This is a genomic window from Rhodococcus erythropolis R138, assembly GCF_000696675.2.
Classification (GTDB): domain Bacteria; phylum Actinomycetota; class Actinomycetes; order Mycobacteriales; family Mycobacteriaceae; genus Rhodococcus_F; species Rhodococcus_F erythropolis.
Window position 1 is genome coordinate 4,251,960 of the sequence record NZ_CP007255.1, and the last position, 25,407, is coordinate 4,277,366.

Consider the following 25,407-nt stretch of genomic DNA (forward strand, 5'->3'; position numbering starts at 1 on the left):
CCCTGCTCTGACAGGGCCTGTCACGTCGACAGCATCCGGGTCGCGATCCGCAATGCCGAGTCTTCCGCGGCATCCAATGCCCGTGATTGCTCTGACGTGATGTTGTCACACAGCCAATCCCAGTGCATCGTCACCAAGGCGCCCTGGACGGGCGTCGGTGCGAGTGAGCGGCCGTCAACGCTCCATCGCACTCGCTGCGTCACCGGCGTGCCGCGTACGAGTTGCTCACCGTCGAACTCGAGCGGGGACGAAACCACCAACGCGTGCTCCTCACTCACGTCCTCGACCACTCCCCATCTGATCCGGCAGTTCTGGAGGACGGACAGTGGGACCGCACCGCGCTTCCGAAGAAGCTTGACCCACGGATACACCAGAAATACGTGAAAACTGTGGTGCGCGAGCGCGCGGTCCCGATCCCCGAGGGCAGGGAGAAACCCGGTGTTCTCGCGTTCACCGAATGCCGCCCTCAAGTGCTGCAACAACGCCCCCGAATCAAGCGAGTCGAGGAGATCACCTCCTACCCAATAGGCTTCGATCACTCGCGGATCGAGAGGATCGTCGATGCCCGCACTTGCGGCCAATGCCTCGAGGTACGGCCACGCACCGTCGAATTGACGAGCGCGATCACGGTCGCCGCTGCCCGAGTTGCCGCTGGCCAGACGAAGCAGCACTGAAGGATCGTCGGGTCCGCAGTAACCCAACTCGTTCGGCGGATACGCGTAGCGGGCAAACAATGCCGGCCCGTTCATACCGACGGCAGTCATCAGCAGATCCGCGGAAGTTGTTCACCTGCCGGCAAATCCACTACCCGATTGCCTCCCAATCCCGTACGCGCCACCACCATTCCGCGATGTTCGGCCACGCACTCCCCGATCACGGCAGCTCCCGCACTCAGCGGATTACCGCGCATCGCTTCCAGAATTCGGTCGGAGTCTTCTCGCGGAACGAAGGCGATCAACTTACCCTCGTTGGCGACGTACAAAGGATCCAAACCGAGTAGCCCACAGGCGTCGCGCACGTCAGCGGGAATCGGCAGATCTCGTTCCACCAGCGCAACACCGATGTTCGACGCTTGAGCGATCTCGTTGAGGGTGGCGGCAACTCCGCCCCGGGTAGGGTCGCGCAAGACATGGATGTCGACGCCGGTGGCAATCATGTCGGCGACCACGCTGTTGAGCGACGCGCAATCACTGCGCACCTCGGTCCCGAATTCGAGACCTTCGCGACAACTCATCACGGCCACCCCGTGAACACCGATGTCGCCGCTGACGATCACGACGTCACCCTCTTGTGCGCGAGTGGGGTTGATGTCCACCCCGTCGGCGACAATCCCGATTCCCGCGGTGTTGATGAAGACTCCGTCGCCGTGACCGGCATCGACAACTTTGGTGTCACCCGTCACCAGTCGAACGCCGGCAACGTGCGCAGCCCGCCCGAGCGCCTTCGCGATCCCTGCGATGTCGGTCAACGCGGTCCCTTCTTCGAGGATGAATGCCGTCGACATCACCAAGGGTTGTGCTCCCGCCATCGCCAGGTCGTTCACCGTTCCGTTGACCGCAAGATCGCCGATCGTTCCGCCGGGAAACACCATGGGTTTCACGACGTACGAGTCCGTTGAGAAGGCGAGCCGCACCCCGCCGATGTCGAATACAGCCGAGTCGCCGAGCTCGGCATCGGCAGCGCTTCCGAACGAGGGCAGGAACAGATGCTCGATGAGCTCGGCGGACATCGCTCCCCCACCGCCGTGTCCCATGACGATGTTCGGCGAATCACGCAGCGGCAGTGGGCACACCCATGCCGACAGGTCCACGACAGCGGTCTCCTCAGCCGGCATGACCCGCCTCCTGCAGTTCCAGGCGTCGGTACAGGTAGTACGCAGCGCACGCCCCCTCGGACGACACCATCGTGGCACCGAGTGGATTCCGCGGAGTGCATTCCTTCCCGAAGGCACTGCACTCGTGTGGCTTGATCAAGCCTTGCAATACTTCACCGGACCGGCAGACACTCGACTCGTCGGTGTGGATATCGGTCACCGAAAAACGTTCTTCCGCATCAAAATACGCATACTTCGGTGCCAGCTGCCAACCACTGTCCGGAATCGATCCGATGCCGCGCCACGTCCGGTCCGACACCGCGAACACATCCTCGAGCATCGCTTTCGCTGCGGTGTTGCCCTGGGCGGTGACGGCACGGGCGTAGGCATTTTCGACCTCGTGTCGACCCGATTCCAATTGCAGCACCGTCTTTCTGATGCCCTCGAGCAGATCCAGCGGCTCGAATCCGGTGACGACGATCGGGACCCTGTACTTCTCGGCGAGGGCCGGGTACTCCGACGTTCCCATCACACTGCACACATGCCCGGCCGCCAGAAATGCCTGCACGCGGCACTCTGGCGAGTCCATTATCGCGGCCATTGCCGGCGGGACCAGAACGTGCGAGACGAGCAGCGAGAAGTTCTTGATACCCAGGCGATTGGCCTGATAGACGGTCATGGCGTTGGCCGGCGCTGTGGTCTCGAATCCGATCCCGAAGAACACCACTTGCCGGTCCGGATTCTCCTTGGCAATAGTCAGTGCATCCAACGGTGAGTACACCACGCGAACGTCGCCGCCGGCGCTCTTGATCCGGAACAGATCCGACGAACTCCCCGGAACTCGCAACATGTCCCCGAATGAACAGAAAATGACATCGGGCTTTGCCGCGATTTCGAGAGCTTTGTCGATGATCTCGAGCGGCGTGACGCAGACCGGGCAACCAGGTCCGTGAATCATCTCGATCTGCTCTGGGAGTAGTTGATCGATGCCGTGCCTGATGATCGAATGTGTCTGACCACCACACACTTCCATGATCGCCCATCGGCGCGTGGCCAGCGCGCGGATCTGATCCAGCAGTTTGCCGGCCAGTTCCGGATCGGAGAACTCGTCCAGATACTTCATGATTCCGTCTCCTTCGGTTCGATCCCGGCGGCCCGGGCAGCCCTGGCGAACCCGTCACCGAATTCCTCTTCGAGTACGCCGAGGTGTTCGAATTCCGCCAGCGTGCTGCGTGCGGATTCCTCGTCGAGTCGTTGGATCGCGAATCCGACGTGCACCACGACGTACTCGCCGACTCGGGCGCCCGGAATGTATTCGAGGCACACTTCTTTTCGGACGCCACCGAAGTTCACCACCGACATCGTCGTTCCGTCGCGTTCCTCCAAGGACTCGATACGTCCTGGTACGGCTAGGCACATGGCACAACTCCTGACCTCATGACGAACTCCCGACCAGCACTTGGCCGTAGGCGAGACCACCGTCGTTCGGTGGTAACTGCAGTCCTGTCAACGGCGTGAATCCGGCTTCTCCGAGCAGGGCACACGCCCGGACGAGCAGGAGAGGGTTCTGAAACACGCCTCCGGTGAGAACTACCTCGTCCACTCCCGCCAGTTCCCGGCCACGGATTGCCCACTCGAGTACGAGGTGCGCGACGGATTCGTGGAAGCGCGCGCCGATCACGTCGGCGGGCACCTTCGCCCGGAGATCACGGACAACGGCCCGAATGACCGACCGTGGATCAGCTGTCCATGAATCGTCGTCCGACTGCACCCAGTCGAAGGTGTACCGCGACGGGGCGCAGTCGACTCCCCTCGAAATGCCCTCCAGTTCGATGGCGGCCTGCGCTTCGTAGTCGACGCTCTGACGAACCCCGGTCAGCGAGGAGACTGCGTCGAACAACCGCCCCATGCTCGAGGTGTCCACACACCCGAAACCGGTTTCCAACTGGTGAAGTAGGACCGACTGCTCTCGTGGCGGACAGGCCGCCACCGGCGCGAGGTCGGATTCCCAGTCCAACCCGGCATGCCAGAGGTGGGCGAGCGCCATTCGGTACGGTCGTTCCACTCCGGCATCGCCCCCTGGCAGCGGTACGTATCCCAGATTCGCGAGACGGCGATAACCCTTGTACGTCGCCAGCAGCAATTCCCCTCCCCACACTGCGCCGTCCGCCCCGTAGCCGGTGCCGTCGAACGCTATTCCGAGAACCGGTTCGCTCCCGTCCCGGCCGTTCTCCCCCATCACGGAAGCCACATGTGCGTGGTGATGCCCGACGACGCGCACCGGTCGGTCGCCACTACGACTGCGAGCCCACGAGGACGAGCGATACCGAGGATGCTCGTCACAGGCAATCTGGTGCGGCACTACTCCGGTGATCGACTCGAAGTGACTCTCCGATGCAGCAAAACTGTCGAGGACAGCGAGGTCGCCCATGTCTCCGATGTGCTGACTCGGCCAGACATACGCACCCTCGGCAAGACAGAAGGTGTTCTTCAGATCGGCCCCGACCGCCAAGGTGGGCGGTAGATCGAACGGCGCCGCAACGGGCAGCGGTGCATATCCGCGCGAGCGACGAAGCAACTGTCGTCCACTGCCGACTATTCGCATCACCGAGTCGTCACACGGCATCAAGATCGGACGGTTGTGGGTCAACACCCCGTCGGCCAGGTCACCCACCCGTTCGAGATCGTCGTCGGAGTACAGAATTGGCTCGCCACCGATGTTCGCCGACGTCATCACCAACGCCGCCGGGCCCGCAGCGTCTCCCGCCAACCCGAGCAGGAGATGCTGAATCGGGTTGTAGGCCAGCATGATTCCGATGTCCGGAACGCCTGGGGCAATCGAGGGAGACAGCGCGTATCCAGACGCTTTGGCAACCAACACTATGGGACGCTCGCGCGAGGACATGGCATCAGCCTCGGCATCCCCGACCACACCCAGCGCTCTGGCTTCTCTCACATCGCGCACCATCACCGCCAACGGCTTGCTCGGTCGATGCTTGCGTTCACGCAATTCGTGAACCACGCGATCATCACGCGCATCGCAGGCCAAGTGGAATCCTCCAATTCCCTTGACAGCAAGAATCTTCCCGTCTCGTAGCAGCGATCGGGCTCGTAGCAGTGCGCCCTCGCCGGTCACCGCGGGCGCGTCGCCTTCCACGAACGAAAGCGTTGGACCGCACTCCGGGCAGGCAATCGGTTGCGCATGAAACCGGCGGTCGGAGGGATCCACGTACTCTGCCGCACAGTTCGCGCACAACGGGAACCGCTTCATCGTCGTAGCGGCCCGGTCGTAGGGCATCGACTCGATGATCGTGAATCGTGGACCACAATTGGTGCAGGTGATGAAGGGATGACGAAATCGCCGATCGCTCGGATCAGTCAGCTCCCGCAGGCAGTCGTCGCAGATCCCGACATCGGCCGGCGCCAAGGTTCGCCCGACCGCCCCCGCATCCGTCTCGATGATGCAAAACCCCTGACGACCTAGCGGCGGCGAGTCCTCGCGCTCTATCGACTCCACTCGTGCCAGCGGTGGGGGGCGGTTTCGCACCCGAGCGACAAACGCATCGATTGCCTCTCCGTCGCCTTCGATGTCGATCACGACCCCGAGAGCAGAATTTCCCACCGAACCCGACAGTCCCAGTTCGGTCGCAGTCGCGTGAACGAACGGCCGGAATCCCACACCCTGGACTACGCCACGAACGATGACACGGCTGGCGACCATCATGTCCCGACCTCGCCGGTACGAGTATCGGACTCGTCGATCTCACCGTCTTGACCACGGCCCATCAGTTCGAGGCCGGCCCGGGCGCGCTGTGCTCCCTGTTCGTCGACCTTCTCGACTGCAAAGCCCATGTGGATCACCACCCAGTCACCTGCCGTGACGGTGCCTTCGTCGAGCATCCCGATGTTGACCTTGCGCGGTGCACCTTCCACGTCGACGAGGGCGAGTTGACCGCCGTATCCGTCCAGTAGTTCGCGTACCCGTCCCGGAATCCCCAGACACATGACTCACACCTCCGGCCCCAATGTGGTGGCATCACAATCCACGTCGATCGACCGGACGAGTGCCATCACCGCAGAGGCGGCTTGCCTGACCGAATCACGCATCTCTGCACTCAATCCGATTCCGTCGCCGACCGATTTCGCGTGTGCCCCCACCACGAACGTCCGCGGGAGTGCTCCGCCGAGGGCCTGCAGGCTGGCAAACACCGAACTCGGATGCATCGAGTGTGCGTCGAAACCTCCTTGCGAGCCTTCACTTTCGGGATCCACTTCGATGATCGCAAGCTTCCCCGGAACTCCGGTCACCGGTAATGCGTCGATCAGCACCAGCGCGTCCCACGACTCCAACAAGTCGTATGCCAGATGCACACCACGAATCCCGTAGTCGACCAGGCGAACCCCCGTCGGGAGATTCTCATGCTGCAACGCTCGAACAACTTCGGGGCCGAATCCGTCGTCTTCGAGAAATATGTTTCCGACGCCTGCAATCAGCACGCGCACAGTGCTTTACATCTTTCGCATTCGCAGATAGCGCTGGATGTCCGGCATCGACACCACCAGAACGATCGCGGCTGCGATCGCGGTGGCGCCGAGAAGTGCCGTCGACAGCAATCCCATGCTCCTCATGGCGGGTTCTCCTCTCGATAGCAGTGAAGTCCGAAAGCTGTGAAGTCCGATAGCTGTGAAGTCCGACAGCGTGAAGTACGTCAACTCGCGCCGTCTCGCGGCACCGGCTCTATCTCGTCCGGCGCGAAGTACAGGTAGCGGCCGTACCAGTTGTGCAGATCGGCGGCCGGGTCGTCCAAGAGCGTCACCCCAACATGAATGTCGCCGTCCACGTCTTCATGAATGGTGGCGACGTGGGCGATCCGGCCGTCGAAGAACAGGTCCTGAGCATCAGCGCGACGTGAGGGGTGAAGCCGAACCGTACTTCCACCACAGACGCGGACGCCGTTGATCAATACTGCGTCGGTGCGTGGTTGAACACTGGTGTCGGCTTCCGGCGTCCACCAGTCCACGCCGTCAGGCACCTCGGGTATCAGATCAGAACCGGCAATCGAATCTCGCAGCACGCCGTGCAGGCCGGCTAGATCGTCGGCCGTCAAGCTCTCACATCGGTCGATGATGTCGGCAGCTTTCGAGTCGGTAGCCCGCGCCCGCGCCTTTTCCTCTTCGGTCATGGCGAGAATTCTCAGGGTGAGAATTTCGTCGATCTCCGTCGAGTCGAACAGGGATCCTTCGCTCTGCGGCGCAATCTCGGGAAAGTCGTACAAGATGATCGGTGACACCAGAACGGTGTGCGATGTACCGGGGTGAGTCGGATCCTCGGTCCCCGCAAGCACGGGATAACAGCGATTTTGCCGCAGCGGCTCCGAGTGATCTGGTTCGTCGAACAACGACACGAACCTCGAGCCTGCGCAGGTCAAAATGACGTGAGTGCCGAGCATCGACTGCGCCGTGGCCGTGCCCTTGTCCCTCATGTCGACGCTCGTGTCGTTCATGATGCTCACGGAGATCACCCTGCGTCTGTCCCCTGCGGAGGCGTTCAATTCCAAGCAGCCAGTCACCGGAAGCCGTGTCCGAACGACCCGTCCGACGACCCGGCCCCGAGAATCCGCCAGAGTCTCGCCGTCGACAACTCCCGCCGCACAGAAGGATTCTTCGACTCCGGCCTCGAGTTCGTCCAGACCCCACGGACCCAAGACGATCTCGGATTCGGTGGCTTCGTCCCACGAGATCGCCTCGTGCCCGTCGACGGCCAACCGATCCACCGGAATCCACGCGCCGCCGGCGCCGAGTCGTTCAACCGTCCGCGACTGGTGGTGCAAAAATCTCACCGTCGCCGTTACTTCGGCGCCGCTCCGCTCGAGTTCGCCGAGCAGACATTGGGCGGACATCGACGGTTCCTCGCCGACTCCGTCACCGGCGGCGCCGGGCGGTCCGAGAACCCCGAACTGCCAACGGGATTGATTCTTCGCCGAGCCGGCCCGGTAAGGATAGAGAAGATATCCCTCGTACAGGACAGCGTCGGCCACAGCCCGAACGTCGTGATCCATCTCAGTTCGGGTCATCGGGGCACCTCGCTCGCCGTGAGCAACTGCCGCACGGCTGAATCGAGGTCCGTGAAGCCGTGCGCTGCCTTGAATCGCACGAGATCGGCAATCGTCTCATGGTCGAGGCGTACCCAACCAGAGGCCGGATAATGCGTGGCCATCAGCTGTTTCCACACGTCGACCGGCAATTCGTAGGCAGCAGATCTGTCCCACGGGATCTGCTGTACCGAGAAACCGCGCTGCCCGTCGGTGAATACGGTTCCGCTCAGTAGAACCACGATCGGAATCGTTCCGTCACGGAGTGCGTGCATGTACTTCGACGCCGTCACCGAGAAGTCGTACGTACACGCCATGGGTAAGGCCGCGACCGTTGTTTCCGTGAATCCCTGAACGACCGCGGAACACTCCATCCACAAGAAGGTTCGTAGCGTACTCGACCAACGCTCCCGCGGACCGAACAAATCGCGCAGGGCGTCGCCTTCCTCGTCGGAGTACGGCCGGCGGTGCGGTTCGATTCGAACCTGTGCGCGTAGAGCGACTGCTCGGACGGTCGCGCCGGTAGTCTCCGACATCCTCAATCTCACCGTCAGATTTGGTGTAACCGCATACGGTTCCACCTCCACGTTGTCGACCGAGAAGTCGAGGACGGTCATGCCGACCTGCTTCGCGCCTCGACGCGCCCGAAGAACTCGTCCACCGCGCGCGCTGCGTCCTGGCCACCGTCGAATCCGCGCCACACGGTGCGCAGCCTGCCCACCAGCTCGTAGCAGGCGTCGATGGGAACAACGAAGCATCTCGGCGATTGTCCTGACGTGGGCACCGAGACAATCAACGCCTCGACGTCGGCCCGCATCTGCGAGAGCCCCGGATTCTCCGCGAGCACAGTCTCGAACGAGTCGATGGGCAGCTCGGATTCGGTAGCTCCGGCAGGTCCCGGATAGAAGACTATGTACTTGTCGAGGAGTGAGTTCCGAAAGAAGAATGCCAGTCCGACGGGGATTTCCAGGGACTCCCACCGGCCAGGGCCGAGGTCGAAGTCCGGAAATTCGAGATACCGATCGGGAACCGCCTTGTATCGAAGATCCGCGTCGACCGGCGCAAAGAGCAGATAGCAGGGACGGCACACGCACATCAGGCTCCGGACCTGTACGTCCACGACGTGTTGGTGTTCGTCACCTATGCCCGCCGCGCACATCTCACACAGCGGCCCGGGCGGAACGGCGCGCGTCGAGGCGATTCGCGTGAGCACCTCTCCCACAGTGGTTTTCATGACCAGGCTTCGTCCACGGCTAGGTCACCGGCAACACGGAATCGTCGGCAAGCGCGACCGAGAGCACACCGTCGCGAATAAGCACCGGCAGAGGCGCCAGGTGCTCGGAGCCGGTGCCGACCCGCGCACCCGCTCCGTACACGCTGAAGTGGGCAGAGCAAGTCGGACAGGTAAGGACAGCGGCGTCTCGGACAGGAAGGCCCATCATGCGTTCGAGCACAGCCCCCGCCATCGAATGGTCACATACGGGGCAATAGTCGCGATACGCGTACAGATCGTCACCGGAGCGGCAGACCAACAGATCGGTATCCGATACCCGGAAACCCGCGACCTCACCCGCGTCGACTTCGGCAAATTCGGGGACCTCCACCCAGTGCGCGCCTCCCCCGTCGGCGTGTACGTGCGAGAACAGGGACTCGACCGAGATCACACCCGACTTCAGCTCGTGCGAATCCGGTGTTTCGACGTCGATTCCGGTGGTCTCGGGTGCCGCCGCCTGCACCGCGTCCTGGACCGCGGTTTCGAGGGTCACCGACGACGAAGGGCAACTGTTACAGCTTCCGAGAAGCCGTAGCCGCACCACGCCGTCCGCCACCTCGATCAGTTCGACGTCCCCGCCGTGCGAGCCGAGGTACGGACGCACGCTGTCGAGCGCAGTGCGTACGCGGGTCTCGACGTCGTGCGGGTGAAGTCCGTGCACCAGTAGGAGGCTCGACACCAGATCGTCGCGAACCATCGCATCCATCATGGCCGGATCCGCCAGCGCGACGGTGCGTTCGAGTGCGGCGCCGTACAACTGCACGACCTCGCGCACCAGTTGCTCGGCGCGATCCCTGGCCACCGGGCCTGCACCGGCATTGGCCTGCAACAACGTCTCGATGCGCTCACCTGCTCCGCGCCAGTAGTCGGCCGATTGCTCCATCGATCACTCCCCGGTCACGGACTGCGTCGGAGAGTGCAACTTCTCCAGGGTCTTGCCGCCGCCGAGATACATGTGAACACCACACGGCAGACAGGGATCGAAACTACGCACGGTCCGCATGATGTCGATGCCCTTGAAGTGGTCTCGATCGTTCTCCTCGAAGATCGGCTGACCCTGCACGGCATCCTCGTACGGACCGGGGGTTCCGTAGCTGTCGCGCGGGCTCGCATTCCACGGGGTCGGTGGGTACGGGTGATAGTTCGCGATCTTGCCGTCACGAATCACCATGTGATGTGAGAGAACTCCGCGGACGGCTTCGGTGAATCCGCAACCGATTCCCTCGTCCGGAACCTCGAACGACTCCCACGTCTTGGTGCGGCCTGCCCGGATCTCGACAAGCGCCTTCTCTGCGAAGTGAAGGGCAGCCGCTGCTGCGTACGCCTGGAAATACGTTCGCGCACGGTTTCTTTCGAGAGTATTGCTGCCATGTTCCGGAATCTTCCACTCGAGCGAGACAGGACCCTTCAGTGCTGTTTTCGGAAGATTGATCTTCACACTGTGTCCGGTCGACTCCAGGTATCCGATGTCGACCAGGCCGGCAAGAGCGGTGCTCCACAGACGAGCCAATGCTCCCCCGCCGGTATCCAGAGCGAGGTTGTCTTTTCCGTCGAACCATCGCGGTGACATGACCCAGCTGTACTTGTCCTCGAGATTACGCTTCTGCGGATGCGGGTTGGTGTGTTGATTCCACGGGTGCCGGCGATCGACCGGGTTACCCAGCGGATCGGTTTTGACGAACATCTCCTGATCACTCCAGTCCTCGTAATACGAGGACCCCAGCATGATTCGGATACCGAGGTTGATGTCCACCAGATCCGTGGTGACCAACTTTCCGTCGACAACCACACCGGGAGTGACAAACATCTTCCGGCCCCAGTCGGTCATGTCCTTGTACGAGAAATTGCAGTACTCGGGGTCTTGGAACGATCCCCAACAACCCAGCAGGGTCCGCCGCAGGCCAACCTTCTCGTAACCGGGCAGCGCCTCGTAGAAGAAGTCGAACAGGTCGTCGTGCATCGGCACGACCTTCTTCATGAATTCGACGTACCGCATCAGCCGCGACATGTAGTCCGTCATCAGTTCGATCGTCGCGACAGTGCCGACGCCGCCGGGGTAGAGCGTCGATGGGTGGACGTGCCTACCCTCCATCAAGCAGAACATTTCGCGAGTCGAACGCGAGACTTGCAACGCTTCGCGATAGAACTCACCCGTGAACGGATTGAGAGTCCGCATGATGTCCGCGATCGTGCGATACCCGTGCTGCTCCTCGTGCGGGCAGCGCGTGTTCTCTGCCTGCGCCAGCACACCGGGATTCGTCTCGGAGACCATCTTCTCGCAGTAGTCGACTGCGACCAGATTCTCTTGAAAAATGTTGTGGTCGAACATGTACTCGGCGGCCTCGCCGAGATTGACGATCCACTCGCCTAGATGCGGCGGCTTGACGCCGTACGCCATGTTTTGTGCGTAGCACGAGCACGTGGCGTGATTGTCACCGCAGATGCCGCAGATACGACTGGTGATGAAATGCGCGTCGCGCGGGTCCTTCCCCTTCATGAACAGGGAATACCCACGAAAGATCGACGACGTGCTGTGGCACTCCACCACTTCGCGATTGGCGAAGTCGATCTTGGTGTAGATACCCAGACTGCCGACGATTCGGGTGATGGGGTCCCACGCCATCTCGACAAGACCGTCGCGGTCCGCAGTCGAGGTGGGTTCGGGAACGATGGCCGTCATTGCAGTGCCTCCCAGAGACGTTGCTCACGAACTGATTTGAAGGTATCCGGTCGGTCACCAGGTACGCGTCGCACCGGTGAGCAACTTCGACCCGCGCTCGCGCCAGTGCGGTTCCTTGTCCAACGTGTGACCGGTGATCCGGCGCAGACTGTGGATCACGGACCCGTACATTCCCACCGCATTGGTGGAGAGTTTGCCGCCAGGTGGTTCATCCATGAACGGCATGAATTTGTCCGGGAATCCCGGCATTGTGCAGCCGATGCAGATCCCGCCGACATTAGGGCACCCGCCGACTCCGTTTATCCAACCACGTTTGGGGACATTGCATTTCACGACCGGTCCCCAACATCCCAGCTTGACGATGCACTTCGGCGACCCGTACTCCGTCGCGAACTCGCCCTGCTCGTAGTACCCGCCACGGTCACAGCCCTCGTGAACGGTGGCACCGAAAAGCCACTGCGGGCGGAGGGATTCGTCCAAGGGAATCATCGGCGCCTGATCAGTGGCCATGTACAGAAGATAGGTCAGGGTCTCGGAGAGGTTGTCCGGCTGAATGGGACACCCGGGAACGCACACGATCGGGATGCCCGCCTTCGATTTCCAGGTCCACCCGAGATAGTCCGGCACGCCCATCGCACCGGTCGGATTGCCGGCCATCGCATGTATGCCGCCGTAGGTTGCGCACGTGCCGACCGCAACTACCGCAGTGGCTTTCGGCGCCAGCTTGTCGAGCCATTCGCTCGTGGTGACCGGTTGGCCGGTTTCGCGATTGTTCCCGAAACCACACCAGTACCCCTCGTCGTGAAGTTTCTCGTTCGGTATAGATCCTTCGACAACAAGAACAAAGGGTTCCAATTCTCCCCGGTCGGCTTTCCAGAACCATTCCAGGAAATCGTCAGCGCCGCCCTGCGGTCCACATTCGAAGTCGATGAGCGGCCAATGAACCGCCACCTGAGGCAGGCCGGGCAACGCACCGAGCGCGATCTCCTCGATACTGGGTTGCGTGGCCGCGGTGAGCGCCACCGAATCACCGTCGCAACTGAGACCGGCATTGATCCACAGCACGTGGATCAGAGTTTCTTCCGCTTTGGCCGCTGCACTTTCCGGGGTAGCTGCGCTTTCGGAGGCAGGTTCCGCCGTGGTGCCAGCAGTCGATTTTTGTGTGTCCATGTCAGCCGCTTTCACGGGTGCACTTGCGCCTGATTCTCGGCGCCGCTACTGCCTGACACGCTATGGCCTCAAATTGCTGCGGCACCGAAACGCTGACGCCACCGGAGTCGAACCTCGGCCCACTTGCGTGGCACCCACTCATTTCATTAACTACCCGAGCAGATCAGTTGTCAACGGCCACCGGAGAAATCGCCGAACGACTACCGATCCACTCGTACCACTCGTCCATGCCCTCACCTGTCGTGGCCGATAGAACAACAACGCGCACAGCAGGATTGAGGATTTTCGCTTGCGCGACACAGGCATCGACGTCGAACTCGACGTACGGGAGCAAGTCGATCTTGTTGATCACCACGAGGTCCGCGACGGCAAAGATGTGCGGGTACTTTTTCGGCTTGTCGACCCCCTCCGGCGTCGAAATTAGGACAACCTTGCCTTCCTCGCCCAGGTCGAACAGCGCGGGGCACACCAGGTTTCCTACGTTTTCGATCAGAAGCAGCGACTCGTCCGCGGGGTCCAAGGCGCGCAGCGCGCGGTCGATCATCTCGGCATCGAGGTGACAGCCCGCCCCCGTGTTGACCTGGACCACTGACGCGCCGGCCTCACGAATCCGCTCGGCGTCGAGCCGGGTTTCCTGGTCACCTTCGATCACGGCAATCGGTCGTTGTCGTCCTAGTTCCCGGATCGTTCGCGCCAGCAATGTCGTCTTACCCGCGCCGGGCGAACTCATGATGTTGAGCGCCGTGATTCCGCGGCCCCGCATCCACTCACGATTGTGAACCGCAATGCCGTCGTTCTTGGCAAGCACCTGCTGCTCGAGAATTACAGTGTGGTCGGAGTGACCGTGCCCATGGTCGTGGTCGTGGTCGTGGTCGTGGTCGTCGTGTTCCTGCTCGTGTTCTCCGTCTGCGACTACCGACACCCGAGGTCCTGTGGTGTCCCCGCACCCACACGTCGCGCACATGCTCAGCTCACTTCCATCGACAGGATCCGTAACTCTCGGCCGGCAAGCACCTCGACATCAGCACTGCCGCATTCACACAGCAAGAACATGTCGGGCGGCGAGAACATCACGCCGCAGCTTTTGCATCGCGCGCTGGTTGCAATCTCATCGATGTGCAAGCTGGCACCTTCGGCGTGAGTACCCGCGGTGACGACGTCGAAGCAGAACAGCAGAGAGTGTGGAACCACCGCGCAGAGTTGCCCTACTTCCAGCCGCACGCTCGATACTCGTCGCTCGCCGGCACGCTCACACACGGCTTCGACCACACTCTGCGCAATGGACAGCTCGTGCACGGTGAAACCCACGATTCGTGATCCGGAAACCTCCCTTCCACGATAAGCACCAACGGTCGCTGTGCGTAACCCGTACACGAAAACAGGCTGCGATCCGCAACTACTTGCGGATCGCAGCCTGTGACAGCGTTATTCGTGTGACGAACGCCGGCGAGAAGGATTACGGGTTCGGAACCGGCACCTTCGTCGTCGTGGTCGTCGACGTCACTGTCGTAGTCGGGGGCGCCGTCGTTGCATCCGTTCCCGCTACCGGTGTGGTCGGAACTGTCGACGTCGGCGTCACTGCCGCCGAACCCGTCGGAGTGGCAACCGCTCCCGATGTGACCGACGCCGATCCTGCCGCAGGCACCTGTGACGTGGTTGCGGGCGCTCCAGCAGATCCCGTGGAGCCAGTGGTCCCGGCCGGTGCCTGACCGGTTCCGGTGCCTTCAGCCACCGCGGCGTCGCCCTCAGCATTGCCGTCAGCCATGTAGGCATCGACAGCAGCACTGATCTGTTCCGGGGTCGGCTTCGCCGTTGTGTCGACGGGCTTTCCTTCCTTCGCCTGCTGGGCGAGGTAGGTGAGCCAGGCCGCTGCGTACTCAGCTGAAGTCAACGGCTTGCCGTTGGCCGCATCCGCATCTCGCCAGTAATCGAAGTGGTGTCCGACGTCTGGAGCGAGTGTCTGCTGGTAGGGGTCGCTCAAGATCACGGGAATCGTGTTCTGGTTGGTAGCAATCAGACCGACAATCTCCTTGAAAAGCTTCTGCGGCAGATATGCCAGCGGAGACACCTTGTCGGTGGACACCGTCTCGCCCTCGGCTACCGGCGCCGGCGCGGGTGTTTTTCCGGGCTTGTACTCCGGATCCGAGACCTTGAGCATCACCTGAAGGAATGTCTCGTCACTCTGCATCCAGTTGGGATTGGACGAAATGTCTGCGAACGCCTCGAAGACGATCTGGCCGAACACCACCGCGACGTCCTGACCGGTGGCCGGGTTCAGACCCTGCGCTTCGAGTTGGTCGATGTTCAACTGCCGACCGACATTTGCCGCCAAGATCAACAGAGAGATGTTGCTGGGAGCCGAGCAGGTGAAGTCACCGTCCGAGCAGAAGGACGCGACCTTGCCGTTCAGCTTGCCGAAACCTCCGGCAGTGCCGGGGAGTACACCTTCGCCAGGTGTCGCGGAGGTGCCGTTCTGGTACTTCGTATTGAAGTTATCCGGGTTCGTGAACGGATTCGTGGCACCGAGGAACGTGCCGTCGCCCGCTTCACGGCCTGCATCCGCCAGCATGACCACACCGACAACCTTGTCCGGGTCGACCCCGAACTCGTTGTTCTCCTGCGTACCGATGTCCATCGCGACGCGACGCACCACATCGGCGCCTTCGCTGTACCCGACGATCGAGAACTGAGTCTTCGGGCATTCCTTGGCGATGGCACTCATCACGGACTGCGTATTTGCAGCGCCGGCAGCGACGGCATCCTCGTAGGACGCCATGTTGGCCGGGTACGCGATGTACACAGCCGCGTACGAGCCGGGCTTGTTCGCGTTGACGGAGCCTGCCGGGTTGATCACCTGGTCGACGCGTTCACTCTTGTAGTCACCGGACAGGGCGGCCGGCAGCGGCTTCCCGTCGGCTCCCAGCAACATCTTCACCGTCGAAGCGTCCGGTGTGTCGTGTCGACCGGCAACCGCGATGCTGACCATGTCGTGACACTCGGTGACCGACGACGTCAATTGTGTCTCGATCGTGCGTGACTCCGGAGAGTCCACAGCGACCGCAACCGCGACCAGTGCGGCCACGCCGAGCGCTGCGGGCGCTACTGCACCCGCCAGTATTCGATGTCGCGAAAAGAACCCACGAACCGGCATATCTTCTCCCCAATCAACTTTTGGAAAACGTACGACCGACCCCCGGGGCGTCACGCAACGTCAATCGAGTAGTCGTCCAGTACGAGAGGAGCGTTACAACGGGTAACGATTTTCCGCGGCGACTCGGGAGGGCATCGGGGGCGCAAACGCCTCATTTCCGCTGCATAACACCGACGTGCACCTACTCCGCGTCGAAGATAATGACCTGTCGGATTGCTTTTCCGTCGGCGAGTTCGTCCATACCCGAATTGATGTCGGCCAATTCGATTCGCGAGGAAATGAGCTTCTCGACCGGCAGCTTCCCGTCGCGCCACAACTGCGCGTAGATCGGGATGTCGCGGGACGGGACCGCAGATCCCAGGTAGCTGCCGATGATGGTCCGCGCTTCGGCCACCAGCCCGAGCGGCGAGATCGACGAGCGCGCATCAGGCGCAGGCAACCCGACCGTGACGGTCGTGCCACCCGCTGCCGTCGCGGCCACGGCTGTCTCGAACGCCCGAGCATTTCCCGCAGCTTCGACGACGATGTCTGCGCGAACGCCACTCTCGGACAGGCCGGACGGTGTGAAGACCTCGGTCGCGCCCAGTTCCAGCGCCTGAGCCAGCTTGGACTCCAGTGCGTCGACGCCGATGACGTTCTCGACCCCGAGTGCCCGCGCCGCCAGGATTGCGGCCATCCCGACGCCGCCCAAGCCGACCACCATCACAGTGTCCGCCGGGCGAGGCTTGGCCGCGTTGAGTAGCGCTCCCCCGCCGGTCAACACCGCGCAGCCGAGTACGGCTGCAATCTCGGCCGGAATATCGTCTTCGACGGCAACTACGGACTTGGCGTTGACCACCGCATGCGTCGCGAAACCCGAAACGCCGAGATGATGTTTGACGCTCTCGCCGGAGCGTCGCAGTCGTTGCGCGCCACCGAGCAAACTGCCGTCGTTGTTGGCGGCGCTACCCACCGTGCACGGCATCCGGCCGTCAGTGGCGCATCCCGCGCACTCGCCACACCGCGGAAGAAAAGTCATCACGACGCGGGTGCCCACCGACAACGAATCAACGCCGTCGCCGAGTTCGACGATTCGACCAGCTGCCTCGTGGCCCAGCAACATCGGCACGGGGCGAACGCGATTCCCGTCGACCACGGAGAGGTCGGAGTGACAAAGCCCGGCAGCTTCGATCTTGACGAGGATCTCACCCGGGCCCGGGGATTCGAGGTCGAGTTCCGAAATCGAAATCGGAGTCGACTCCGCAAAGGGACGCTCCCGGCCGATCTCCTCGAGCACTGCACCACGGATCTTCAACTGCACACCCCGATTTCGATAGTTCGAACTACTTGCCCACGATCCCGCGTACCGACGCGGGAAGATCACGAACCCGCTTGTACGGGCCGACGACGGCGGCTGCAAACGACCTCGTCAACAGCACCTGCGCCACCTCGAGCACCTCTTCGGAGGTAACCGCGTCGATGGTCGCGAGCGTCTGCGCAACACTGCGATGGTTGCCGTAATTCAGTTCACTGCGACCGATACGGTTCATGCGTGAACCTGAATCTTCCAGTGCCAGAACCAATCCGCCGCGCAGCGATCCCTTGGCGCGGGCGATCTCGGCATCGGTGATGCCGTCCGTCGCCACGTTCGCAAGTACCTCGCGGATCACTGTGGCAACCTCCCCGAGGTTCTCCGGCTGGCAACCCGCGTACACGGAGAACGCTCCGGTGTCCGCGAAGGTGTCTACGCCGGAATAGACGGAGTACGCAAGCCCACGCTTCTCGCGAATCTCTTGGAACAGACGAGAACTCAGCCCGCCGCCCACTGCGGCGTTGAGAACAGACAGGGCCCAGCGATGACCCTCGTGCCGACCGAACGCGCGTACTCCGAGCGCAAGGTGGACCTGCTCGCTGTCGCGGTGGGTCAAGCTCAGTTCAGGCATCGTTCGCAAACGCAGAGTGCCTTCGCGCCGCGGCGCCGGCTTGACTCCACGCTCGAGATGCCCGGCGAAGGCGCGGCGAGCGAGCGTCACAACCTGCTTGTGGTCGACGTTCCCCGCTACTGCCAGCACCATCCGCTGCGGCGTGTAACGCCGAACATGGAAGGAATGCAGCTGATTGCGCGACATCGACTCGATCGATTCGACGCTACCGATGATGGGACGACCGACAGGATGATCTCCGAACAACGCGGTCAGGAAGGCGTCGCCGAGCAGGTCTTCCGGATCGTCGTCTCGCATCGCGATCTCTTCGAGCACTACTTGCCGCTCGACGTCGACATCCGCAGTTCTGCAGCGCCCACGCAGTACGACGTCGGCAACAAGGTCCACCGCCATCGGGAGGTCCTCGTCGATCACGTGCGCGTAGAAACAGGTGTGTTCCTTCGACGTGAATGCATTGAGTTCGCCGCCCACACCATCCATGACCTGCGCGATGTCCAACGCGGTCCGTGACGGCGTCGACTTGAACAACAGATGCTCGAGAAAATGCGCGGCACCGGCCACACTCGGCTGCTCGTCGCGGGAACCGACTCCGACCCACACGCCGACGGAGGCGGAACGCACACCGGGGATGAATTCGGTGACGACGCGCAGGCCGCCGGGAAGGACCGTGCGCTGCACTCCCGATTCAGGAGTCGCATCGATCGGCGATTTCAGCACAGCGCTGCGGCTGCGCGTGGTGTTGGGAGTGGTCTTTGGCATGAAAAGGTTCAGCAGTCCTCGGTGCAAGTGTTGAATCAGGTATCTACAGGCTCGTGTCTACAGACAGTACAGATGCGGCCCCGCACGGAAATCCGCGCGGGGCCGCATCAGAGTACGAAGTGAGATCTACTCGGAAGCAGCCTCGTCGGCGGCCGGAGCGGCAGCCTCGTCGTTGCCCTCTTCGACCGGGATCAGCGAGATCTTGCCACGTGCATCGATGTCGGCGATCTCGACGCGGATCTTGGATCCGACGTTGACCACGTCTTCGACCTTGGCAATGCGCTTACCGCTGCCCAGCTTCGAGATGTGCACCAGTCCGTCGCGTCCCGGCAGGAGCGAAACGAAGGCACCGAAGGCGGTGGTCTTGACGACCGTGCCCAGGAACCGTTCGCCGACCTTGGGGAGCTGCGGGTTGGCAATGGCGTTGATCATGTCGATCGCGGCCTGTGCAGACGGTCCATCGGTGGCGCCGACGAACACGGTGCCGTCGTCTTCGATGGAGATGTTGGCACCGGTCTGCTCGGTGATGGAGTTGATCATCTTGCCCTTGGGGCCGATGACCTCACCGATCTTGTCGACGGGGACCTTGATGGCCGTCACGCGGGGAGCGAACGGGCTCATCTCGTCCGGGGTGTCGATGGCTTCCGCCATGACCTCGAGGATCGTGGTCCGTGCATCCTTCGCCTGCGAGAGTGCTCCGGCAAGAACCTGCGACGGGATGCCGTCGAGCTTCGTGTCCAGTTGCAGGGCCGTGACGAAGTCCTTGGTGCCTGCGACCTTGAAGTCCATGTCGCCGAAGGCGTCTTCGGCGCCGAGGATGTCGGTCAGAGCGACGTAGCGGGTTTCACCGTCGACCTGGTCGGAGACCAGACCCATGGCGATACCGGCAACCGGAGCGCGAAGCGGCACACCGGCGTTGAGCAGTGCGAGCGTGGACGCACACACCGAGCCCATCGAGGTGGAACCGTTGGAGCTCAGAGCCTCGGAGACCTGGCGAATCGCGTAAGGGAACTCTTCGACGCTGGGCAGAACCGGCATGAGAGCGCGCTCGGCGAGTGCACCGTGACCGATTTCGCGACGCTTCGGCGAACCGACGCGACCCGTCTCACCGGTGGAGTACGGCGGGAAGTTGTAATGATGCATGTAGCGCTTGGTGGTCTCGGGACCGAGCGAGTCGACCTGCTGAGCCATCTTGACCATGTCGAGAGTGGTAACACCCAGGATCTGGGTCTCGCCGCGCTCGAACAGTGCGGAGCCGTGTGCGCGCGGGATGATCGCGACCTCGGCGGACAGCGAACGGATGTCCGTGACGCCGCGGCCGTCGATGCGGAACTGATCGCGCAGGATGCGCTGGCGAACCAGCTTCTTGGTGAGCGAGCGGAACGCTGCTCCCAGTTCCTTCTCGCGGCCTTCGAAGTTGGGTGCAACCCGCTCGAGAACCTCGACCTTGACCTCGTCGGTCTTGTCGTCGCGTTCCTGCTTGCCGGCGATTGTCAGTGCGGCATTGAGCTTTTCGGACGCAGCAGCCTCGACGGCAGCAAAAACGTCGTCCTGGTACGCCGGGAAGACCGGGTAGTCACCCGTGGGCTTTGCAGCCTTGGATGCCAGTGCTGCCTGAGCAGCGCACAGGCGTGCGATGAACGGCTTGGCGGCCTCGAGGCCTTCGGCAACGATGGCCTCGGTCGGTGCCTGAGCGCCGTCGGCGATCTTCGCGATGACGTTGTCGGTGGCCTCGGCCTCGACCATCATGATCGCTACGTCGGCGTTGTCACCGCTGCCGGACACGACGCGGCCGGCTACGACCATGTCGAAGACGGCGTTCTCGAGCTGATCGACCGTCGGGAATGCAACCCACTGGCCGGCCTTGTTGTCCTCGGAGACGATGAGTGCAACACGCACGCCACCGACGGGTCCGGAGAACGGCAGGCCCGCGATCTGCGTCGACGCGGAAGCGGCGTTGATGGCCACGACGTCGTACAGATCCTGCGGGTTGAGGCTCATGACCGTGACGACGACCTGGATCTCGTTACGGAGACCGTCGACGAAGGACGGGCGCAGCGGCCGGTCGATGAGGCGGCAGGTCAGGATCGCGTCGGTGGAGGGGCGTCCCTCACGACGGAAGAACGAACCGGGGATGCGGCCCGCTGCGTACATACGCTCTTCGACGTCCACCGTCAGGGGGAAGAAGTCGAAGTGCTCCTTGGGGTGCTTGCTGGCGCTCGTGGCGGACAGCAGCATGGTCTCGTCGTCCAGGTAAGCAACGACGGCGCCGGCGGCCTGCTGAGCAAGGCGTCCGGTCTCGAAACGGATGGTGCGGGTACCGAAGGACCCGTTGTCGATCACGGCGGTGGATTCGAACACGCCTTCGTCGACCTCTACTACGGAATTCTCTGTCATTCTTTTCTCTTCACTTCCCTCTCGTCTTCGCCGTACCCGCGCGGGCGTTTCCACCCTCCTGGTGGAAACTGCGCACCGAGGGACGTCCCCCTCTTGAATTGCAGACGCTCCTTGCGATGCGAGCGATTTCTGCTTCGGGACGTCACGACGTTCGGGCGGCCGTCGATCGAAGTCCGCCGGAGCTTTCGGGCACTTGCCCGGTCCGGAGAACCACTACCGACAACCGACACCACGTTCTCTGGTGCATACGGTGTGCTGGCTGCGCACTGCACAACTGTGCGTAGACAACTGTGCATAGCGCCGACAGCGGAAACTGCCTTGCGGCAGCTAACGCCGAAAGCCAGCGAAGCCCAGTATATGCGTGGCTTCGCCGGCTAACGGAGTGTTCGGCAAACCGAAGCGTGCCGTGTTGCTTTCGATCAGCGTCGTGAGAAAAATCTAGCGACGCAGGCCGAGACGCTCGATGAGCGTGCGGTAGCGAGCGACGTCAGTCTTTGCCACGTACTTCAGCAGACGACGACGGCGACCGACCATCAAGAGCAGTCCACGACGCGAGTGGTGGTCATGCTTGTGGGTCTTGAGGTGCTCGGTGAGATCGGTGATGCGCTTGGTGAGCATTGCCACCTGAGCTTCGGGCGATCCCGTGTCGGTCTCGTGCAAGCCGTACTCGCCGAGAACGACCTTCTTTTCTTCCGTGGTCAATGCCACTTGATTCACTCCTGTGATGACGTTTGCGTGAAAGGAACTAGATCGGTGCGGCCACCGCAAACCGCAGCACGCACCGAGAGAAGATCCTACCAGCAGCAATGAGGCGCTTTCGCCCACCTGGAGCGAATGTGGCCGCCGCCACTAGTGCAGGACGAGCTCAACCCACGCTGCGCGCCGCGCTCAACCCACGCTGCGCTCTGCATCCTCACTCAGGATTTGGCGTGCGCGTTCGACGTCTCGGTTCATCGCCGTGATGAGCGACTCGATCGAGTCGAACTTCTCCATGCCCCGAATCCGCGAAACCAGGTCGACAGCGACGTGTTGTCCGTACAGGTCTGCTTCGGTGTCGAGAACGTACGCCTCGACGGTTCGGGTCCGGCCGGAGAAGGTCGGGTTGGTCCCCACAGACACTGCGGCTTGGTATCGACGACCGGGAACGACAGTTCCGAGTTCCTCGCCGGCGCCGAGCACCGTGAACCACGCTGCGTAGACGCCGTCGGCCGGAATCGCCGAAAACATCGGCGGTGCAACATTGGCCGTCGGGAATCCCAACTCGCGTCCACGCTTGTCACCGTGGACGACTACACCTTCGACACGATGTGGACGGCCGAGAGCTTCGGTGGCGGCTTCCATGTCGCCTGCGTCGACGCACGAGCGGATGTAGGTCGACGAGAACGTCACCGCGTGCTCGGCGAGCAGCTGGACGCCGTCGACGGCAAAGCCGAAGCGAGCGCCCATCTCACGAAGAAGATCGACATTGCCGAGCGCGTTCTTGCCGAAGGTGAAGTTGTCCCCCACCACCACCTCGGCGACATGCAGACGTTCGACGAGAATTTCGTGGACGTAGCGCTCCGGCGTCAGCTTCATGAAATCAGCGGTGAACGGCATCACGCAGAACACGTCGATGCCCAGATCCTGAGCCAATTCCGCACGCCGTTGCAGCGTCGTCAACTGGGCTGGATGACTACCCGGCCGCACAACCTCCATGGGATGCGGGTCGAACGTCATCAACACGCTCGGAACACCACGTTTGCGCGCAGCGGTAACCGCTCTCGCTATCAATTGGGCATGCCCACGATGCACACCGTCGAACACACCGATAGTGAGCACACAACGACCCCAATCGGCCGGAACTTCGTCGAGACCACGCCATCTCAGCACGATTGGCAGCCTACGGGTCCACCGGCGGCGGGTCACGTTCGGACCCGCCCAGCGAATCACCGCTGTGCTGCCGCTCACGTACGGAAGTTCCGGATTTCGTAGCCTAAGCTAAGCGTTGTGGCAGCTCACAAGACCGGAACCTCGGAAGCATCATCGACGTCGGATGGCGACAGCACTTCGGCGCACGGCGCGGCAATCGACACGCTCGCACTCTCGTCGGTGGCTCAGGACTACCTCAAGGTCATTTGGACGATCCAGGAGTGGTCCCACGAGCGGGTATCCACCAAGCTCCTGTCCGAGAAGATGAACGTCTCGGCTTCGACGGTGTCCGAGGCGATCCGCAAACTCTCGGACCAGGGCCTCGTCGATCACGCCCGCTACGGTTCCATCGCTCTGACGGACAGTGGCCGCGCGGCTGCTGTGTCCATGGTCCGGCGCCACCGGTTGATCGAGACCTATCTGGTTCAGGAACTCGGGTACGGCTGGGACGAAGTCCACGACGAAGCCGAAGTCCTCGAACACGCCGTTTCCGATCTGATGATCTCGCGGATGGACGCCAAACTGGGCTTCCCCGAACGTGACCCGCACGGCGATCCCATTCCCGCCACCGATGGTTCGGTGCCGACTCCCCCGGCCCGTCAGCTCAGCGACTTCGCCAACGGCGAGCGAGGCCGCGTTGCCCGGATCTCCGATTCCGATCCCGAAATGCTTCGGTACTTCGATTCCGTCGGCGTCAGTCTCGATGTCGACATCACTGTCGAAGAACGCCGTGATTTCGCCGGAACAGTGTCCGTTCGACTCGGCGACAACCCCGACACCATCGACCTGGGAAGCCCAGTCGCTCAAGCAATTTGGCTCGTGTAGTCGAGGCCGCTCAGAGCGGCAGACGATATCGCCGTTCCACGGGCCGGACTCCGCCGGTCCGGGTCCAGTCGGCGAGCCTCTCGTCGACGTACACCCAACCTCGACGCTCGTACAGCGCGATCGCCGGCAAAGCGTCCTCGACGACGTCGAGCACCAGTTCCAACTGACTTTCTGCTGCGAAATCCGTGACAGCGTCGAGTAGCGCACCGCTGAGGCCGTTTCCGCGGGCATGGGGATGAACGAACAATCGCGACACGGCTATCGATCCCGCGGTGGTGGGCGCGCCTGCAACCTCGCGGTCGACGGCCACATGACCGACAACACGGCCGTCGCTCTCACCGACCCACGCCTTCACCACCGTGGGCGAACTGAGCCAGCGGTGCGGGTTCTGTGGCCACGTGTTCGGATATCCGTCGCACTCGTGGACCTGTGCCAGCGCATCGACGCAACCGTCGAGGTCGCCGTCGACACGCTCGCGGACGATCACCCGCGAAGCGTCGCCGGTCGCACGACCATCACCGAACTGGCGCGTCGACCCTTCTCCTGCAGGAGCGCAATCGTGTGACCGGTGGGATCGATCGCCGCACAGATCCCCTTCATCCCGATCGGCTCGAGCCAGCGCCCCTGGCTGATCGCCTCGGCTTCCTCCGCCGTGATCTGCCGATGCGGAAAAGCCGTCTGCGCGGCCTGATCGATGTCGAGGCTCACACCCGGCTGTTCCGCGAGATCTTCGAGCGTGCGCGCATGTTCGAGAGTGAACGGCCCGACGCGGGTGCGGCGCAATGCCGTCAGATGACCGCCGACGCCCAATTCACGACCGAGGTCGCGTGCAAGCGAGCGGATGTATGTTCCGGAAGAGCACTCAACGTCTACATCCAGATCGACGAAGCCACCAGGGACATCTCGCCGAGCCAGAACTTCGAAAGTCGACACCGTTACCGGGCGCGGCGCCAGCTCGACGGTTTCTCCCGCACGCACCAGGGCATGTGCACGTTGACCGTCGACCTTGATAGCGCTCACGCTTGCCGGGATCTGCTTGATGTCTCCGGTCAGCGTTGCCACGATCGCCGCGATCTCCGCGTCCGTCACCTGCGAAGCGTCTGCGGAAGTCAGGACCTCCCCTTCTGCATCGTCCGTGTCCGTCGCTGCACCGAGGCGAATGGTCGCCGAGTACGCCTTGGTTGTCAGTGCCAGGAGTCCGAGCAACTTGGTCGCACGCTCGACGCCGAGAACGAGGACGCCGGTCGCCATGGGATCAAGAGTCCCGGCATGTCCCACCTTGCGGGTGTTCAACAATTTGCGGCACCGAGCGACCACGTCGTGGCTGGTGATGCCCGCCTCTTTGTCGACAATCAGGATTCCGGCGCCGACAAGACCGGAGGAAGGCTTTTCACGAGCTGACACGTGTGCCGATTCT

At 62.5% G+C, this 25,407-nt stretch carries 25 protein-coding genes; 1 reads left to right on the top strand and 24 read right to left on the bottom strand.

The genetic code is table 11. From position 1 onward, the window contains the following. Positions 1–20: 20 nt before the first annotated feature. The 22 genes from H351_RS19435 to H351_RS19535 form a co-directional block, all read right to left on the bottom strand. Entirely contained in the window at positions 21–764 is a 744-nt protein-coding gene (locus tag H351_RS19435) for a DUF6390 family protein (protein WP_020969421.1), read from the bottom strand. Then, positions 764–1,834, bottom strand: a complete 1,071-nt coding sequence (gene hypE, locus H351_RS19440) for a hydrogenase expression/formation protein HypE (protein WP_029255197.1) — start codon at positions 1,832–1,834, stop codon at positions 764–766. Before hypE ends, H351_RS19435 begins: the two co-directional genes overlap by 1 nt. Further along, complete coding sequence (gene hypD / locus H351_RS19445) at positions 1,824–2,936, bottom strand: hydrogenase formation protein HypD (protein ID WP_020907460.1); 1,113 nt, start codon at positions 2,934–2,936, stop codon at positions 1,824–1,826. The genes hypE and hypD overlap by 11 nt, the downstream gene beginning before the upstream one ends. Next, positions 2,933–3,232 (bottom strand): HypC/HybG/HupF family hydrogenase formation chaperone, encoded by a 300-nt coding sequence (locus H351_RS19450; RefSeq protein WP_020907459.1) that lies wholly within the window; start codon positions 3,230–3,232, stop codon positions 2,933–2,935. Before H351_RS19450 ends, hypD begins: the two co-directional genes overlap by 4 nt. A 16-nt stretch (positions 3,233–3,248) precedes the next feature. Beyond that, positions 3,249–5,537 (bottom strand): carbamoyltransferase HypF, encoded by a 2,289-nt coding sequence (gene hypF / locus H351_RS19455; protein WP_029255196.1) that lies wholly within the window; start codon positions 5,535–5,537, stop codon positions 3,249–3,251. Next, positions 5,534–5,818, bottom strand: a complete 285-nt coding sequence (locus H351_RS19460; RefSeq protein ID WP_021333538.1) for a HypC/HybG/HupF family hydrogenase formation chaperone — start codon at positions 5,816–5,818, stop codon at positions 5,534–5,536. The genes hypF and H351_RS19460 overlap by 4 nt, the downstream gene beginning before the upstream one ends. A gap of 3 nt (positions 5,819–5,821) precedes the next feature. Then, on the bottom strand, positions 5,822–6,316 hold the full coding sequence (locus H351_RS19465) for a hydrogenase maturation protease (protein ID WP_029255195.1): 495 nt from the start codon (positions 6,314–6,316) through the stop codon (positions 5,822–5,824). Between the two features lie 6 nt (positions 6,317–6,322). Further along, positions 6,323–6,442 (bottom strand): DUF6893 family small protein, encoded by a 120-nt coding sequence (locus H351_RS32940; protein WP_003942178.1) that lies wholly within the window; start codon positions 6,440–6,442, stop codon positions 6,323–6,325. A gap of 80 nt (positions 6,443–6,522) precedes the next feature. Beyond that, positions 6,523–7,887 (bottom strand): hypothetical protein, encoded by a 1,365-nt coding sequence (locus H351_RS19470; RefSeq protein WP_021333536.1) that lies wholly within the window; start codon positions 7,885–7,887, stop codon positions 6,523–6,525. Beyond that, complete coding sequence (locus tag H351_RS19475) at positions 7,884–8,522, bottom strand: DUF6084 family protein (RefSeq protein ID WP_020969415.1); 639 nt, start codon at positions 8,520–8,522, stop codon at positions 7,884–7,886. Before H351_RS19475 ends, H351_RS19470 begins: the two co-directional genes overlap by 4 nt. Then, a complete protein-coding gene (locus tag H351_RS19480; protein ID WP_029255194.1) occupies positions 8,519–9,139 on the bottom strand; it encodes a DUF5947 family protein in 621 nt (206 codons plus the stop codon). The genes H351_RS19475 and H351_RS19480 overlap by 4 nt, the downstream gene beginning before the upstream one ends. A 19-nt stretch (positions 9,140–9,158) precedes the next feature. Then, positions 9,159–10,061 (bottom strand): NifU family protein, encoded by a 903-nt coding sequence (locus H351_RS19485; protein ID WP_029255193.1) that lies wholly within the window; start codon positions 10,059–10,061, stop codon positions 9,159–9,161. 3 nt (positions 10,062–10,064) lie between these two features. Continuing rightward, positions 10,065–11,858, bottom strand: coding sequence for a nickel-dependent hydrogenase large subunit (locus tag H351_RS19490; protein ID WP_020907450.1), 1,794 nt, complete (start codon positions 11,856–11,858; stop codon positions 10,065–10,067). 54 nt (positions 11,859–11,912) lie between these two features. Further along, a complete protein-coding gene (locus H351_RS19495) occupies positions 11,913–13,028 on the bottom strand; it encodes an NADH-quinone oxidoreductase subunit B family protein (protein WP_020969412.1) in 1,116 nt (371 codons plus the stop codon). 163 nt (positions 13,029–13,191) lie between these two features. After that, a complete protein-coding gene (gene hypB / locus H351_RS19500) occupies positions 13,192–13,992 on the bottom strand; it encodes a hydrogenase nickel incorporation protein HypB (RefSeq protein ID WP_029255192.1) in 801 nt (266 codons plus the stop codon). A 2-nt stretch (positions 13,993–13,994) separates the two neighbouring features. Next, a complete protein-coding gene (hypA, locus tag H351_RS19505; RefSeq protein ID WP_073512368.1) occupies positions 13,995–14,324 on the bottom strand; it encodes a hydrogenase maturation nickel metallochaperone HypA in 330 nt (109 codons plus the stop codon). A gap of 160 nt (positions 14,325–14,484) precedes the next feature. After that, positions 14,485–16,179 carry a cutinase family protein gene (locus H351_RS19510; protein ID WP_007735070.1) on the bottom strand — a complete coding sequence of 565 codons (1,695 nt, stop codon included), beginning with the start codon at positions 16,177–16,179 and terminating at the stop codon, positions 14,485–14,487. Between the two features lie 181 nt (positions 16,180–16,360). After that, positions 16,361–17,473 (bottom strand): alcohol dehydrogenase catalytic domain-containing protein, encoded by a 1,113-nt coding sequence (locus H351_RS19515; RefSeq protein ID WP_029255190.1) that lies wholly within the window; start codon positions 17,471–17,473, stop codon positions 16,361–16,363. A gap of 28 nt (positions 17,474–17,501) precedes the next feature. Further along, on the bottom strand, positions 17,502–18,860 hold the full coding sequence (locus H351_RS19520) for a M16 family metallopeptidase (RefSeq protein WP_029255189.1): 1,359 nt from the start codon (positions 18,858–18,860) through the stop codon (positions 17,502–17,504). Positions 18,861–18,986: 126 nt separating this feature from the next. Beyond that, positions 18,987–21,257 (bottom strand): polyribonucleotide nucleotidyltransferase, encoded by a 2,271-nt coding sequence (locus H351_RS19525; RefSeq protein WP_029255188.1) that lies wholly within the window; start codon positions 21,255–21,257, stop codon positions 18,987–18,989. A 438-nt stretch (positions 21,258–21,695) separates the two neighbouring features. Further along, entirely contained in the window at positions 21,696–21,965 is a 270-nt protein-coding gene (rpsO, locus tag H351_RS19530) for a 30S ribosomal protein S15 (RefSeq protein WP_003942254.1), read from the bottom strand. A 180-nt stretch (positions 21,966–22,145) separates the two neighbouring features. Then, entirely contained in the window at positions 22,146–23,126 is a 981-nt protein-coding gene (locus H351_RS19535) for a bifunctional riboflavin kinase/FAD synthetase (RefSeq protein ID WP_029255187.1), read from the bottom strand. A 117-nt stretch (positions 23,127–23,243) separates the two neighbouring features. Here H351_RS19535 and H351_RS19540 point away from each other — a divergent pair, with 117 nt between their 5' ends. Beyond that, positions 23,244–23,990, top strand: coding sequence for a metal-dependent transcriptional regulator (locus H351_RS19540; RefSeq protein WP_029255186.1), 747 nt, complete (start codon positions 23,244–23,246; stop codon positions 23,988–23,990). 10 nt (positions 23,991–24,000) lie between these two features. Here H351_RS19540 and H351_RS19545 read toward each other — a convergent pair whose 3' ends face one another. Beyond that, positions 24,001–24,477: a GNAT family N-acetyltransferase gene (locus H351_RS19545; RefSeq protein WP_029255185.1), complete on the bottom strand. Its 477-nt coding sequence runs from the start codon at positions 24,475–24,477 to the stop codon at positions 24,001–24,003. After that, positions 24,474–25,394 (bottom strand): tRNA pseudouridine(55) synthase TruB, encoded by a 921-nt coding sequence (gene truB / locus H351_RS19550; RefSeq protein ID WP_021333527.1) that lies wholly within the window; start codon positions 25,392–25,394, stop codon positions 24,474–24,476. The genes H351_RS19545 and truB overlap by 4 nt, the downstream gene beginning before the upstream one ends. Positions 25,395–25,407 lie beyond the last annotated feature (13 nt).